Raw genomic sequence first — 13,490 nt, 5'->3', positions numbered from 1 at the left:
GACACCACCCATGAACAGCCCCCGCCTCTATCTTGGCAGCACCCGGGCGCAGCAGCCCGTTGAGCTGTACCTGCCCATGGCCAACCGCCATGGTCTGATCACCGGCGCCACCGGCACCGGCAAAACCGTGACCCTGCAACGACTGGCGGAAGGCTTTTCCCGCGCCGGCACCCCGGTGTTTGTGGCCGACGCCAAGGGCGATCTGTCGGGGCTGGCAGCCGCCGCCGGCACCAGCGGCAAGGTGTCCGAGCGGCTGGCGCTCTTGTCATACTCACATTACCAGCCCCGCGCTGTGCCCACCCTGCTGTGGGATCTGTTCGGCGAAAGCGGCCACCCGGTGCGGGCCAGCCTGTCCGAGCTGGGGCCGCTGCTGCTGGCCAACACTATGGCTCTGAACGACACCCAAACCAGCCTGCTGTACGCCTGTTACCGCATTGCCGATGACGAGGGTCTGCTGTTGCTGGATCTCAAGGATCTGCGCGCCCTGCTGGGCTGGGTGATGGAAAACGGCAAGGCACTGGGGCCACGCTACGGCCACCTGCCCGCCAACAGCCTGGCCACCATTCAACGGCGTCTGCTGGTGCTGGAGCAGGAAGGGGCCGAACACTTTTTTGGCGAGCCCTCACTGCAACTGCCGGATCTGATGCAACGGGAGTTTTCCGGCCAGGGCGTGGTCAGCATTCTCGACGCCCGCCGGCTGATGCAAAGGCCGCGCCTGTACGCCAGCCTGCTGTTGTGGCTGCTGAGCGAGCTGTTTGAAAACCTGCCGGAGCGGGGCGATGGCGAGCGGCCCGAGCTGGTGTTCTTCTTCGACGAGGCTCATCTGCTGTTCGATACCGCCCCCCGGGTCCTGCTCGACAAGGTGGAGCAGCTGGTGCGGCTGATCCGCTCCAAAGGCGTGGGGGTGTACTTCATTACTCAGAGTCCGCAGGACATTCCCGAGCCGGTACTGGGTCAGCTCGGCAACCGCATTCAGCACGCCCTGCGCGCCTTTACTCCCAAGGACGAGCAGGCTGTGCGCACGGCGGCCCGCACCTTCAGGCCCAATCCGGCGTTTGATACTCAGGCCGCCATCACCCGGCTGGGCGTGGGCGAGGCCCTGATCTCGGTGCTGGACGAAAAAGGCTCCCCCACCATGGTGCAGCACACCCTGATCTGTCCGCCGGAATCCCGTATTGGCCCCCTGAGTGCGGACGAGCGCCGGCTCAGGTTGCAACAGTCGCCCCTGGCTGGCCGCTACGAGCAAAGCCTGGATCGGGATTCGGCCTTTGAAATGCTGGCGCGGCGGCTGGCGGCCACCCCGGCCGAGACAGCGCCGCAAGCTCCGGCACCGGCGCGGCGACAAGCGGACTCACTGCTGGAAAGCATGGCCAAGAGCGCCCTGCGCAGCATGAGCAGCCAGCTGGGACAGCGCCTGGCACGCGGCTTGCTGGGATCCCTGCTGGGCGGGAAATAACGGCACGCGCAGGCAAAATGACCACGCGTGCGAAGGGAAGGGCTTACATCTGCGACTGCAGGTAGTTGGGCAGGCCAATGCGCTGAATAAGGCCCAGTTGCTGCTCCAGCCAGTGAGTGTGATCGTTTTCGGTGTCGGCCAGCAGCACCTGCAGCATGTCGCGGGTCTGATAGTCCTGCTCTTTTTCGCACAGGGCCATGACCTTGCGCAGATCCTCAATGACCTTGTACTCCAGGTTCAGATCACTCTGCAGCATGGAGGGCACGTCCTTGCCGATACTGAGCGGTACCCGGGTGACCATGTCGGGGGTGCCTTCCAGAAACAGAATGCGTTCAATCAGCTTGGCTGCATGGCCCTTTTCGTCCTCAAATTCGTGATCGATGCGTTCATACAGCTTGGTCAGTCCCCAGTCTTCATACATGCGGGAATGAATAAAGTACTGATCCATGGCGCTCAGCTCGCCGGCCAGCAGCTCGTTAAGTGCGGCAATAATTTGCTGGTTACCTTTCATGTTCTGGCTCCGTTACAGTTGTGACTGCTGGTAATTCTCAAGGCCGATCTTGCCGATCAGGTCGAGCTGGGTATCAATCCAGTCGAGGTGGCCTTCCTCGTATTCTTCCAGTCCGCACAGCAGCTCGCGGGACACGTAATCCTGCACCGACTCGCAATAGGCGATGGCTTCTTTCAGCACCTGCAGCTGCTCTTCCACCTGCTGGCGGTCACAACCGAGCATTTCTTCGGTGTTTTCGCCAATGCGCAGCCGGTTAAGGTGCTGCAGGTTGGGCAGGCCTTCCAGAAACAGAATGCGCTCAATCAGCTCATCGGCCTGTTTCATGTCCTTGATCGACTTTTTGTATTCCCGCTCGTTAAGCTGGCTGAGCCCCCAGTTCTTGAACATGCGGGCATGCAGAAAATACTGGTTGATGGAGGTCAGTTCGATGCTGAGTACCTGGTTGAGGTACTCAATGACTTTCTTGTCGCCTTTCATAACCACTTCTCCCCTTTGAATAATGGGCTTAAGGATAGACTCCCGTGGGGATTTTTTCAAATGCAGTGCAAATATAAGTTACTGATTTAATTAAACTTAACTGGAAACAAGAACGAATACCATTTACCCTTTTGCTGCACTCGCCGCCACGGCCGGGCCGAAAAAAAGAGGCCGGCATGGCCGGCCTGCTGAGAATACAAGGGGTTACTCGATCCAGATGGGGTTGGAGTAGGCCCGTTTGCCCTCGCGGTCTTCCACCACCCACTGCATCCAGGTGTGGTTGGGCGGCACCGGCACACCGGTTCTGAACCACTTGGCACCGTTGATTTTCCAGCCGGCCACCTGTTTGCCGTCGAGCCAGACCTCGGCCCGCGCCAGGCCGATGTCGGAGCGGAATTCCACCTGGCTTTCACTGAAAGGTTTGGCGGTACCGCCGAAGTTGGTGGTCACCGGATACACCTGGGGGCCAAAGCTCAGGAAACTGTGGCCCTGGCTGGCGGCACTGGCAAAGTCGGCGCTGAGCCGGCCCTTGGGCGTGTAGGCATACAGCTTGCCGTTTCCTCCGCCCAGATACACCTTTTCCCCCCGGCTCCAGCGCTGGCGCAGGGCCTGCAGCCGTGCCTCAAAACCCTCGGTCACCGGCCTCAGCTCCAGCAGCGCCAGCTCGGCCTGGCCCTGGCCGGCATACAACGGCTTGTCGGTACTCAGGGCTCCCAGTGAACCGGCACTGAGCCAGGCACTGACCTCGCCGCCCTTGCGCTGCTGGCGCAGATCATCGCTTTTATACAAAATGCCCAGTTCATTGTGCAGGCTGGCCGCGGTCCAGTGGGCCTGCACCATGTTGGGCATGTCATTGTAGCCGGCGGCCAGCGGCGCGGCGGCCTCGTTGCGTAGCAGGCGGTAGCCGGCCAAACGGGCCTCGCCCTGAGGCAGCCGGGCGGACAGCCGAATGCCGGCGTCATCCCGGTTCACCTCGTAACGGCTGAGCACCGGCTGGCCATGCCAGCGCCGCTCCAGCTCAATCACCAGCCGGCGCTCGTTTTGCTCCACCACCCGAAGGTGCGCCGGCGCCAGCTCGCCCTCGCCGGGCACCACGTCGAGGCTTTGCACCAGATCCGGCCCGTAACGGCCGTTGCTGACCAGCGCCAGATCCACCAGGGCGCCGCTGTCGGCGCTGACGGCAAAGGCAAAGTGCGGTGTGCGCACCGTAATGTCCTGCTCGCCACGGGCATTGCCACCTTCAATAAAGGTGGGGCCACGGGTCAGCTCCAGAGTGGCGGAAGCCAGGCCGGCATCGCCCCCCCTCGAGGCACAGGCGGAGAGGACCAACGCCGCCAGCAGGGTCAGCCCGGTTTGATAAAAGCGCATAAATAAACACCCCGAAATGAATGGAAAACGCCATGAATTCTGCCAGCTTGCGGCCGAATCTCAATAGCCCGCCGGGGAATACCCGGGCCGCCCGTGGCGACACCCGAGTCCCGGCACGCTCCTGCGACCAAAGCGGTCGTCAGGGCTGCTCGCCGTCGAGCCAGGCCTCGGCCTCGCGGCGGCTTTCAAAATATTCCACCTGGCTGCCCAGCATGAACCAGTCCACCAGGGTGGCCATGATCTTTTCCTTGAGATTGCAGCCCACAATGGCCAGCCGGCTGAATTCGTCGCCGTGCTTTTGGGTAAAGCGAATGTCTTCCCAGAAGGCCCGCGCCTCCCAGCCACTGAAGCCGGTCAGGTCCACCAGCGCGAGAATCCGTGGCTGCTCCATGGTGGCCAGCTCTCGCTCCAGATGCCGCTCCATTTCCCTGAAGTCGTCATAGGCGATATCACCGAAAATACGCAGGTGCAGGCGCAGGGTATGGTCGTCCTGCCGCGTGATCTCCACTTCCATTCCGTGTGCGTTGAGCATGATCTCTTCCTTTAACCGGTGAGTGTGGCTGTAAGTATAAGCCTGCTCGTCTCCCCCGGGGTTACATGCGATCCAGCCGCTCCAACAGCAGATTCAGAGAGCCGAGCAGGGCACGGGTGTCGCTCTCCGGCAACCCCTGAGCCAGCCGGGCCTCCCATTCCAGCACTCTGGGGACCATGCGCCGATACAACGCCAGGCCCTCCCGGGTCAGGGCAATGCGGGCAGCGCGCTGATCCCCGGGGCTGGGGCTGCGCCGAATCACCCCCTTGTCTTCCAGCCCCTGCAGCGCCCGCGATACCTTGACCTTGTCCATGCAGGTCAGCTCGACCAGCTCGCGGGCTATGCGGGCCTTGCCCTGACCCAGCACCGCCAGCAGCCGCCATTCGGGCCGGGTAATGCCGAATTCCTTGCGGTAAAACACCGCCAGCTCGCTGCTCACCCGCTCCGCCACCTGCATCAGTTTGTAGGGAAGAAAGCGTTCCAGTTCAAACTCGTCCTTGTCATCCATGGGGTCACTCCTGTCGCTCCGTGAAGGTACGCAGTGTAACCATTTTCCGCCAACGCTTTAAGGGGCCGCCACAACACGGCAAGAAGGCTATAGTGAGTAGGGTAATGTTCAAGACGGGAGGCCGGGATGAAAGACAGAGTGTCCTTTCCCCTGCAGGAAGGGGAGTACGCGCGCCAGGCCCACTGCGACCTGCCCGCCGGCAGCTTTGAACGGGAAATCGGCAAGGACGGGTTCTTTGGCCCGGCCAGCCACATGTATCACCGTCATCCACCCACCGGCTGGAGCCAGTGGGACGGACCGCTGCGCCCCCGCGCCCTCGACACCAACCGGCTGCCCACGCCGGGGCCTTCGCCCTGGGATGCCGCCCCGCTGCTCTATAACGAACGCCTGAGCCTTCGCCTGTGGTGCTGCCGGACCGCCATGGATCACCTGGTGCGCAACGGCGACGGCGACGACTGCCTGTTTGTGCACCGGGGCCGCGGCGTGCTGTTCTGCGACTATGGCCGGCTGCCCTTCCGTGAAGGGGACTATCTGGTGCTGCCCCGCGCCACCAGCTGGCGCATTGAGCCCGCCGAGCCGGTCACCCTGCTGATGATCGAGGCCACCCATGGCAGCTACCGGCTGGCCGATCGGGGCCCGGCGGGGCGCCATGCCATTTTTGATCCCGGTGTGCTGGATCATCCGCACCTCGACGACGAGTTTGCCCGCCAGGCCGAAGCCCCCGGCGAGTGGCAGGTCAGGCTCAAGGCCCGGGGGCAACTGAACACCATCACCTATCCGTTCAATCCGCTGGACGCCATTGGCTGGAAGGGGGATCTCACCGTACTCAGGCTCAACTGGCGGGACATACGGCCGCTGATGAGCCACCGCTATCACCTGCCACCCTCGGCCCACAGCACCTGGGTGGCCGACGACTTCGTGATCTGCACCTTTGTGCCCCGCCCCATGGAGTCGGACCCCGGCGCGCTCAAGGTGCCCTTTTTCCACAATAACGACGATTACGACGAGGTGATCTTTTATCACCAGGGCAACTTTTTCAGCCGCGACAATATCGACGCCGGCATGATCACCTGGCACCCCTGCGGCTTTACCCATGGCCCCCATCCCAAGGCCCTGGCCGCCGGCAACCAGGCCAGCCGCCGCGAAACCGATGAGGTGGCGGTGATGATCGACAGCCGTCAGCCCCTGCACCTGGCCGAACTGCCGCCGGGGGTGGAAAACACCGATTATGTGCATTCCTGGCAAGGTGCGACTCAAGCCACATAGTGCGAACCAAGGAGGAAAGCGTGAAACTGGCCTCACTCAAGCAAGGACGCGATGGCAGCCTGGTGGTGGTGTCCCGGGATCTGCGCCGGGCCTGCAGCGCCGAGGGGGTGGCTCCCACCCTGCAGGCCGCTCTCGACCACTGGGACGAATGCGAGCGGCCCCTGCGCGCCCTTTACCAGCAACTGAACCGGAACGGGCACCAGCACGCCTTTGACTTCCATCCCGAGGCCTGCGCCGCGCCCCTGCCCCGGGCCTATCAGTGGGCCGACGGCAGTGCCTATGTCAGCCATATCGAGCTGGTGCGCAAGGCCAGGGGCGCCGAGATGCCGCCCAACTTCTGGAGCGATCCGCTGATGTACCAGGGCATGTCCGACGGCTTTCTCGGCCCTCGCGACGACATTGCCCTGGCCGACGAAGCCTGGGGCATCGACTTTGAAGGGGAAGTGGCGGTGATCACCGCTGATGTGCCCATGGGCACCGGGGAACGCCACACCCTGCCTTATGTGCGGCTGCTGATGCTGGTGAACGACGTATCGCTGCGTAATCTGATCCCGGCGGAGCTGGCCAAGGGCTTTGGCTTTTTCCAGTCCAAGCCCGCCACCTCCTGCTCGCCGGTGGCGGTCACTCCCGACGAGCTGGGCCACCACTGGCACCAGGGCCGGGTGCAGCACCGGCTGCAGGTTAGCCTGAATGGCACCCTGTTCGGCGCCCCCCATGCCGGCACCGACATGACCTTTGGCTTTGACCGGCTGATTGCCCATGCCTGCCTGAGCCGGCGGCTGGGCGCCGGCACCATCATCGGCTCGGGCACCGTCTCCAACCGGGATGAAACCACCGGCGCCTGCTGCATTGCCGAGCGCCGCACCCGTGAAATCATCAGCACCGGCAGCGCCAGCACTCCCTTTATGCGCTTTGGCGATCGGGTTCGCCTGGAAATGCTCGACGACGACGGTCACTCCATTTTCGGCGCCATCGATCAGCAACTGGTACGCTACCGGGGGCCGGCGGCATGAGTGCCTCTGTGCTGTGGACGCCTTCGCCCGCACGGGTGCAGCAAAGCCTGCTGCACGCCTTCATGAAACGGCTGGAGCGGGAGCTGGGGCTGTCATTTGACGACTACGCCGCCCTGCATGCCTGGTCGGTGCACTACCCCGATCTGTTCTGGCACCAGTTGTGGCGTTTTGCCGGCATCATCGGCCACCGGGGCAGCCTGACCGTGGCCAACCCCGGTGATGCCGAGCACGCGATCTGGTTTCCCGAGGCCCGGCTCAACGTTGCCGAAAACCTGCTGGCTCATGAGCGGGTACCTCTCAACGAGCCCGCGATGATCGCCCTCACCGAAGGCGGTACCTCACGCACCCTGAGCTGGCATCAGCTGCAGCAACAGGTGGCGGCGGTGGCGGCCTGGCTGGATCAGGCCGGCGTGCAGCCCGGCACCGTGGTGGCGGGCTTTCTGCCCAACCTGCCGGAAACCCTGGTGGCCATGCTGGCCACCGCCAGCCTGGGCGCGGTATGGACCTCCTGCTCGCCGGACTTCGGCGCCGAGGGGGTGATTGAGCGCTTTGGCCAGACTCAACCCAAAGTGCTGTTTGCCGCCGACGGCTACCGCTATAACGGCAAGGCCCACGACAGCCGTGCTCGCGCCGGCGCCATCATGGCGGCCATTCCCAGCCTCAGCCACCGCGTGGAAGTGCCCTGCCTGAACGACGCGCCTTCGCCCGAAGGCATCACGCCCTGGTCCGAGATACTGGCCAGCCATGCCCATGCGCCCCTTCGGTTTCATTCCATGCCCTTTAACGCGCCGCTGTATGTACTCTATTCCTCCGGCACCACCGGCAAGCCCAAGTGCATGGTGCACGGTGCCGGCGGCACCCTGCTCAACCATATCAAGGAGCACCAGCTGCACTGCGATATTCAGCCTCGGGATCGGGTGTTTTATTTCACCACCTGCGGCTGGATGATGTGGAACTGGCTGGTCTCGGCACTGGCCTCTGGCGCCACCCTGCTGCTTTACGACGGCGCCCCCTTTTATCCCGACGCCGGCCGGCTGTGGCAATGGTGCAGCGAGCAGCAGGTCAGCCTGTTCGGCACCTCGGCCAGGTATCTGGAAGCGCTGGAAAAGTCCGGCCTGCAGCCGGCCCGGACAGTGCACCTGGGGGCGCTGCGTACCCTGTGCTCCACCGGCTCACCGCTGGCGCCGGAGCAGTTCGATTTCGTCTACCGGCACATCAAAAGCGAACTGTTGCTGGCCTCCATTTCCGGCGGCACCGACATTTGCGGCTGCTTTGTGCTCGGCAACCCCCTCAGCCCGGTATACCGGGGCCAGTGCCAGGGGCCGGGACTGGGCATGGACGTGCGGGTATTTAATGACGAAGGCCTGGCCGTTACCGGCGAGCCGGGCGAGCTGGTGTGTTGCAATGCCTTTCCCAACCGGCCGCTGGGCTTCTGGAACGACGCCGACGGCAGTCGCTACCACAATGCCTACTGGGCGCGCTGGCCCGGGGTATGGCATCACGGCGATTTTGTGACCCAAACCCTCGAAGGCGGCATGGTGTTTCACGGCCGCTCCGATGCGGTGCTCAACCCGGGGGGGGTACGCATCGGCACCGCCGAAATTTACCGCCAGCTGGCGCGCTTTGAGGAAATCGTCGAGTCGGTGGTGATCGGCCAGCGCCGGGGCAATGACGAGCGCCTGGTGCTGTTTGTGCAGCCGGCACCGGGCCATGCATTGACGGATGAGCTGAGTGAGGCCATTCGCACACGGCTGAAAGAAGCCTGCTCGCCCCGCCATGTGCCGGCGCTGATCCTGGCGGTGAATGATGTGCCCCGCACCCGCTCGGGCAAGCTGGTGGAGCTGGCGGTGCGCGACGTGGTGCATCACCGGCCGGTGAAAAACCTGGAAGCGCTGGCCAACCCGGAAGCGCTGGAACAGTTTAAAAACCGGCCGGAGCTGGATTTGTAGGCCCGGCTACCTCGGCTCTGCGACAGGGCTCAGCTGTCGAGGTAGCGGCCCAGACTCAGCTCGCGCTCACGCTGGCATTCGGCCAGGTAGATGGCCGCCACCACCGAAGATTCCTGATGATGATCGTCAATGGCCCGGGAGACCATGCGCTCCAGGGTCTTGTCATTTTTGGCCATGCGAAACTTGCGCAGCCAGTAATACTTGTCCTGCAGATCCTGAGTCGACTCTATGTGTTCGTTCATTAATGACGTGAATTCCGGTAAGGAAACAGAATAACGGCCGAAGCCTGAAAGTTAGATGGTAAAAGCTTAAAAATGGTTCCCGCGCCCGAACAACGCGGGAACCCGGGCAGAATGGGTTCAGCGAACCCGCGGCACAAAGCCGATCACATCATACACTCTGTCGAGGGTCTGCACCGCCTTGGCCCGGGCCTTGTCGGCGCCCAGCGTCAGCACGCGACGCAGCTCGGTTTCGTCTTCCCGCAATTCGTGAAAACGCTGCTGAATGGGCGCAAGCATGGCCAGCACCGCCTCGGCGGTTTCGGTCTTGAGGTGGCCGTACATCTTGCCTTCAAAATGCTGCTCCAGCTCGGCAATGGAACGGCCGCTGGCACCGGCCATCAGGGTCAGCAGGTTGGACACGCCGGGCTTTTCCGCGGTGTCGAAACGCACCACGGGCGGATCCTCGGAGTCGGTCACGGCCCGCTTCAGCTTCTTGGTGATCGCCTTGGGATCTTCCAGCAGACCGATGAAGTTGTTGGCGTTGTCATCCGACTTCGACATCTTCCTGGTGGGATCCTGCAGGCTCATGATGCGGGCGCCGTCTTCGGGAATAAAGGGCTCGGGCACGGTGAACACGTCACCGTACAGCTGGTTGAAGCGATAGGCGATGTCCCGGGTCAGCTCCAGGTGCTGCTTCTGATCGTTGCCCACCGGCACCTGATTGGCCTGATACAACAGAATGTCGGCGGCCATCAGCGCCGGATAGGTAAACAGGCCGGCGTTGATGTTTTCGGCATAGCGGCTGGACTTGTCCTTGAACTGGGTCATGCGCGACAGTTCGCCGAACTGGGTGTAGCAGTTGAGCACCCAGGCCAGCTCGGCGTGCTCGGGCACGTGAGACTGAATAAAAATGGTGCTCTGCTCCGGATCCAGGCCAATGGCCAGATAGAGGGCGGCGGCGTCCAGGCAGGCGGCGCGCAGGGCCTGCGGCTCCTGGCGCACGGTAATGGCGTGCATGTCCACGATGCAATACAGGCAGTCGTAGTCCTGCTGCATTTTCACCCACTGGCGCAGCGCGCCCATGTAGTTGCCTATGGTCAGCTGGCCCGAGGGCTGGGCACCGCTGAGTACGATGGGTTTAGCCATGTTGTTCCTTGTGATGTATTGGATTAAAGCTTGAGCAGCCCGGCGAGGCCGGCGAACTCGTCCAGCACCCAGTCGGGCCGGCTGTCGGCAATGGGCCGGCCGTAGTTATAGCCGTAGGTGAGCGCCGCCACCGCCATGCCCGCCGCCTTCGCCGCCAGCACGTCGTTTTCCGAGTCCCCCACCATCAGGCTGCGGGCCGGGCTGACATCCAGCCGTTCGCACACATGCAGCAGCGGCGCCGGACTGGGCTTTTTCTCGGCCAGGCTGTCGCCGCCCAGAGCCAGCTCAAAATGGTCGGCGAGCCCCGCCGCTGCCAGAATGCCGGGCACGAAGCGGTAGGGCTTGTTGGTGACCAGGGCCAGGCGTTTGCCCGCCGCGCGCAACCGCTCAAGGGTGTCGAGCACGCCGGGGTAAAACACCAGGGCACCGTCGGCATGGCCGGCGTAGGCCTCGTCAAAGAGAGCGCGGGCACGCCGGTGCTGCCCGGCCTCGGGGGCCTGCCCCGCGGCGGCGGTCAATGCCCGCTGCACCAGCATGTCGGCGCCGTTGCCCACCCAGTGGCGCACCGCGCTCACCGGCTGGGCGGCGTACCCCAGGCTGGCCAGCATCTCGTTGATGGCGCAGGCCAGCTGGGGCACGCTGTCGATCAGAGTGCCGTCGAGATCAAACTGGATGAGCTCAAAGTCAGCCATGGGCGGCGGCCAGCTCCCGGCGCATTTCATCGATCACCGCCTTGTAGTCGGGTTTGCCGAAAATGGCGGAGCCGGCCACAAACATGTCGGCGCCGGCTTCGGCGATGTCGCGAATGTTGTCGGGCTTGACACCGCCGTCGATTTCCAGGCGAATATTGCGACCGCTTTCATTGATGCGGCGGCGGGCTTCACGCAGCTTGTCGAGGGTGCCGGCGATAAAGGACTGGCCGCCAAAGCCCGGGTTGACCGACATCAGCAAAATGACGTCCACCTTGTCCATCACATAGTCGAGATAGCTGAGCGGCGTGGCCGGGTTGAACACCAGACCGGCCTGGCAGCCCTGCTCGCGGATCAGCCCAAGGGTGCGATCGATATGCTCGGAGGCTTCCGGATGAAAGGTGATGATGGACGCGCCGGCCTTGGCGAAATCGGGGACCAGACTGTCGACCGGCTTGACCATCAGGTGCACGTCGATGGGTGCGGTAATGCCGTAGTCACGCAGGGCCTTGCACACCATGGGGCCAATGGTCAGATTGGGCACATAGTGGTTGTCCATCACATCGAAGTGCACCACATCGGCACCGGCTGCCAGCACGTTCGCCACGTCTTCCCCCAGGCGGGCAAAATCGGCGGAGAGAATGGACGGAGCAATCAGAAAGTCTTTCATCGGAGTTACCTTGAGCGCAAAAAACGCACCGATTCTACCCCAGCCACCGGGGATTCTCTAGCGTCCGTCTATGCTTGGCATGAACGAATGCGGGATGAAAAGGGCTCCTGCCGAGTCATTCCGGCCTTGAGCCGGAATCTGCAGCAGGATGCACGGCACTCCCTGAAGGAAGATGCCGGCTCGAAGGCCGGCAAGGCGAATCTTGTGGAGAGGAAAGCCCATGAACTGGAAACACAGACTGCAGGCGGTGCTGGCGGCGATGTTCGGGGTGCAGTCGGAGCGCAACCGCCGGGCCCAGTTCAGCGGCAGCCCCTGGCCCTATGTGATCCTGGGGGCGATACTGATCCTGCTGTTTGTGCTGGCGCTGCTGGGCATCGTGAGGCTGGTGCTCGGCGGTGAGGGGTAAAACGTGAGGGTGGACTGGCCCGAGAAAAGTAGACACCTTCATTAGATGAGAAGGTGTTATGAAATACAAACCCCACCGTCGCTTTAGCGATGCATTCAAACGTGAGGCCGTCGAGGCCTCGCTCTCCACCACAGAGACACAAGCTCAGCTTGCTGGCAGACTTGGGATCCATCCTAACCAATTGAGTCGCTGGCGTAGAGAGTGGAGCATGACCAAGAAATCATCCGACAAAGCCGTTGAAAACACCGGACCAGAAAAAAGCCTGCAGGAGCTGGAGCGCGAGGTAGCTCGGCTGAAGAAGCAGCTTGAGCGGAAAGAGCTGGAGAACGAAATCCTAAAAAAGGCGCAAGAGTACTTCGCCAAGCACGGCAAGTAAGGTTTGCCTTTATCGAGGCCCACCGAAGTCAACGCTGGCGGGTCTCGATAATGTGTGAAGTACTCGACGTGTCACGAGCGGGATATTATCGCTGGCGAACACGTCAACACTCTCCGGGGGCGCGTGCCATCGAGCGACGGACGCTGAACACCTTCCTGCTCGAGCGAGCCAGGCAACTGAAGAATGTGCCGGGTTATCGCAAGCTGTGGCTGGAAGCACGGGATGCCGGGTTCTGCTGCGGCAAGAACCAGGTTCAGCGCTTGCTGAGAGACGCTGGTTATCGTTCATGCACGGCTCCTAAAGCAGGATATCAAAAGCCAACATCGTCCTTGCCTGTGTTACCGAATCTGTTGAATCGCCAGTTCTCGGTGGGTTCAGCGAACCGAGTTTGGGTATCAGATATCACCCAAATCCGGTGCAGTGAAGGCTGGCTCTACATCGCAGCAGTCCTAGACCTGGGCACACGCCGCGTGGTGGGCCGAGCCATGGGTGCCATCAATAGCGCCCAACTGGTGCTGGAGGCCCTTGAGCAGGCATGGCAACATCAGCGGCCAGATGGGAAACAGCTGTTGTTCCACTCGGACCAAGGGAGTCAGTATCGCAACGGAGAGGTGATGAGATGGCTGAATACACGGGGAATCACCATCAGCATGTCACGCCGAGGTAACTGCTGGGATAACGCCTGTTCGGAAAGCTTCTTCGCGCTACTCAAGAAGGAGTGGACTCGCCCTCTGGGCGTGCTCGGAAGAGACGAAATGGCAGATGAAGTCCGGTATTATACAGACGAGTATTACCCGAAAGTGCGGCGCCACATGGCGCTGGGAGGGATGACTCCCGATGCCTACGCAGCTGCCGCTTAACTTAAGTGTCTACTTTATCGGGGGCACTCCAGGGGTGAGGTG

General features: G+C 62.6%; 15 protein-coding genes. 6 read left to right on the top strand and 9 right to left on the bottom strand.

Annotated elements, in window-relative coordinates; all coding sequences use genetic code 11:
* Positions 1-10 precede the first annotated feature (10 nt).
* The gene (locus PU634_RS02105) at positions 11-1,456 is read left to right on the top strand and encodes a helicase HerA-like domain-containing protein (RefSeq protein WP_306762426.1); all 1,446 of its coding nucleotides are present in this window, start codon (positions 11-13) and stop codon (positions 1,454-1,456) included.
* Between the two features lie 43 nt (positions 1,457-1,499).
* On the opposite strand, the gene bfr (PU634_RS02100) is transcribed toward PU634_RS02105, so the two are convergent.
* The 5 genes from bfr (PU634_RS02100) to PU634_RS02080 all read right to left on the bottom strand — a co-directional run bounded on the left by bfr (PU634_RS02100) (position 1,500) and on the right by PU634_RS02080 (position 4,852).
* Complete coding sequence (gene bfr, locus PU634_RS02100; RefSeq protein ID WP_306762425.1) at positions 1,500-1,967, bottom strand: bacterioferritin; 468 nt, start codon at positions 1,965-1,967, stop codon at positions 1,500-1,502.
* A gap of 12 nt (positions 1,968-1,979) precedes the next feature.
* The gene (gene bfr, locus PU634_RS02095) at positions 1,980-2,444 is read right to left on the bottom strand and encodes a bacterioferritin (RefSeq protein WP_306762424.1); all 465 of its coding nucleotides are present in this window, start codon (positions 2,442-2,444) and stop codon (positions 1,980-1,982) included.
* A gap of 204 nt (positions 2,445-2,648) precedes the next feature.
* Complete coding sequence (locus PU634_RS02090) at positions 2,649-3,812, bottom strand: CehA/McbA family metallohydrolase domain-containing protein (RefSeq protein ID WP_306762423.1); 1,164 nt, start codon at positions 3,810-3,812, stop codon at positions 2,649-2,651.
* A 139-nt stretch (positions 3,813-3,951) separates the two neighbouring features.
* Positions 3,952-4,344 carry a SpoIIAA family protein gene (locus PU634_RS02085; protein WP_306762422.1) on the bottom strand — a complete coding sequence of 131 codons (393 nt, stop codon included), beginning with the start codon at positions 4,342-4,344 and terminating at the stop codon, positions 3,952-3,954.
* Between the two features lie 61 nt (positions 4,345-4,405).
* Positions 4,406-4,852 (bottom strand): MarR family winged helix-turn-helix transcriptional regulator, encoded by a 447-nt coding sequence (locus tag PU634_RS02080; RefSeq protein ID WP_306762421.1) that lies wholly within the window; start codon positions 4,850-4,852, stop codon positions 4,406-4,408.
* Positions 4,853-4,978: 126 nt separating this feature from the next.
* On the opposite strand from PU634_RS02080, the gene PU634_RS02075 reads away from it, so the two are divergent.
* The 3 genes from PU634_RS02075 to PU634_RS02065 are packed head-to-tail and all read left to right on the top strand — an operon-like array spanning position 4,979 to position 9,080.
* Complete coding sequence (locus PU634_RS02075) at positions 4,979-6,118, top strand: homogentisate 1,2-dioxygenase (RefSeq protein WP_306762420.1); 1,140 nt, start codon at positions 4,979-4,981, stop codon at positions 6,116-6,118.
* A gap of 20 nt (positions 6,119-6,138) precedes the next feature.
* Positions 6,139-7,131: a fumarylacetoacetate hydrolase family protein gene (locus PU634_RS02070; RefSeq protein WP_306762419.1), complete on the top strand. Its 993-nt coding sequence runs from the start codon at positions 6,139-6,141 to the stop codon at positions 7,129-7,131.
* The gene (locus PU634_RS02065) at positions 7,128-9,080 is read left to right on the top strand and encodes an acetoacetate--CoA ligase (RefSeq protein WP_306762418.1); all 1,953 of its coding nucleotides are present in this window, start codon (positions 7,128-7,130) and stop codon (positions 9,078-9,080) included. Before PU634_RS02070 ends, PU634_RS02065 begins: the two co-directional genes overlap by 4 nt.
* 29 nt (positions 9,081-9,109) lie before the next feature.
* Here PU634_RS02065 and PU634_RS02060 read toward each other — a convergent pair whose 3' ends face one another.
* From PU634_RS02060 to rpe, 4 genes are all read right to left on the bottom strand, one after another.
* On the bottom strand, positions 9,110-9,322 hold the full coding sequence (locus PU634_RS02060) for a hypothetical protein (protein WP_306762417.1): 213 nt from the start codon (positions 9,320-9,322) through the stop codon (positions 9,110-9,112).
* A gap of 117 nt (positions 9,323-9,439) precedes the next feature.
* Positions 9,440-10,447 carry a tryptophan--tRNA ligase gene (gene trpS / locus PU634_RS02055; protein ID WP_306762416.1) on the bottom strand — a complete coding sequence of 336 codons (1,008 nt, stop codon included), beginning with the start codon at positions 10,445-10,447 and terminating at the stop codon, positions 9,440-9,442.
* 23 nt (positions 10,448-10,470) lie between these two features.
* Positions 10,471-11,139 (bottom strand): phosphoglycolate phosphatase, encoded by a 669-nt coding sequence (locus PU634_RS02050; RefSeq protein ID WP_306762415.1) that lies wholly within the window; start codon positions 11,137-11,139, stop codon positions 10,471-10,473.
* Positions 11,132-11,806, bottom strand: coding sequence for a ribulose-phosphate 3-epimerase (gene rpe, locus PU634_RS02045; RefSeq protein WP_306762414.1), 675 nt, complete (start codon positions 11,804-11,806; stop codon positions 11,132-11,134). The genes PU634_RS02050 and rpe overlap by 8 nt, the downstream gene beginning before the upstream one ends.
* Before the next feature lie 220 nt (positions 11,807-12,026).
* On the opposite strand from rpe, the gene PU634_RS02040 reads away from it, so the two are divergent.
* Positions 12,027-12,212, top strand: a complete 186-nt coding sequence (locus PU634_RS02040; RefSeq protein ID WP_306762413.1) for a DUF2970 domain-containing protein — start codon at positions 12,027-12,029, stop codon at positions 12,210-12,212.
* Positions 12,213-12,270: 58 nt separating this feature from the next.
* Positions 12,271-13,448, top strand: a protein-coding gene (locus PU634_RS02035; protein ID WP_306760800.1) for an IS3 family transposase whose coding sequence is annotated in 2 segments (ribosomal slippage) — positions 12,271-12,562 and positions 12,562-13,448 — 1,179 coding nt in all. Because the reading frame shifts where the segments join, the coding sequence is not laid out codon by codon here.
* Positions 13,449-13,490 lie beyond the last annotated feature (42 nt).

This window comes from Oceanimonas pelagia (genome assembly GCF_030849025.1).
Taxonomy (GTDB): Bacteria; Pseudomonadota; Gammaproteobacteria; order Enterobacterales; family Aeromonadaceae; genus Oceanimonas; species Oceanimonas pelagia.
This window is presented reverse-complemented; position numbering and strand designations above follow the sequence as displayed.

What these genes read in the sequence shown, in the direction of transcription:
- PU634_RS02105 (WP_306762426.1), top strand. Translation starts at nt 11, where the DNA reads ATGAACAGCCCCCGCCTCTATCTTGGCAGCACCCGGGCGCAGCAGCCC.
- PU634_RS02065 (WP_306762418.1), top strand. Translation starts at nt 7,128, where the DNA reads ATGAGTGCCTCTGTGCTGTGGACGCCTTCGCCCGCACGGGTGCAGCAA.
- PU634_RS02085 (WP_306762422.1), bottom strand. Translation starts at nt 4,344, where the DNA reads ATGCTCAACGCACACGGAATGGAAGTGGAGATCACGCGGCAGGACGAC.
- PU634_RS02050 (WP_306762415.1), bottom strand. Translation starts at nt 11,139, where the DNA reads ATGGCTGACTTTGAGCTCATCCAGTTTGATCTCGACGGCACTCTGATC.
- trpS (WP_306762416.1), bottom strand. Translation starts at nt 10,447, where the DNA reads ATGGCTAAACCCATCGTACTCAGCGGTGCCCAGCCCTCGGGCCAGCTG.
- rpe (WP_306762414.1), bottom strand. Translation starts at nt 11,806, where the DNA reads ATGAAAGACTTTCTGATTGCTCCGTCCATTCTCTCCGCCGATTTTGCC.
- PU634_RS02080 (WP_306762421.1), bottom strand. Translation starts at nt 4,852, where the DNA reads ATGGATGACAAGGACGAGTTTGAACTGGAACGCTTTCTTCCCTACAAA.
- PU634_RS02040 (WP_306762413.1), top strand. Translation starts at nt 12,027, where the DNA reads ATGAACTGGAAACACAGACTGCAGGCGGTGCTGGCGGCGATGTTCGGG.
- PU634_RS02075 (WP_306762420.1), top strand. Translation starts at nt 4,979, where the DNA reads ATGAAAGACAGAGTGTCCTTTCCCCTGCAGGAAGGGGAGTACGCGCGC.
- PU634_RS02060 (WP_306762417.1), bottom strand. Translation starts at nt 9,322, where the DNA reads ATGAACGAACACATAGAGTCGACTCAGGATCTGCAGGACAAGTATTAC.
- PU634_RS02090 (WP_306762423.1), bottom strand. Translation starts at nt 3,812, where the DNA reads ATGCGCTTTTATCAAACCGGGCTGACCCTGCTGGCGGCGTTGGTCCTC.
- bfr (WP_306762424.1), bottom strand. Translation starts at nt 2,444, where the DNA reads ATGAAAGGCGACAAGAAAGTCATTGAGTACCTCAACCAGGTACTCAGC.
- bfr (WP_306762425.1), bottom strand. Translation starts at nt 1,967, where the DNA reads ATGAAAGGTAACCAGCAAATTATTGCCGCACTTAACGAGCTGCTGGCC.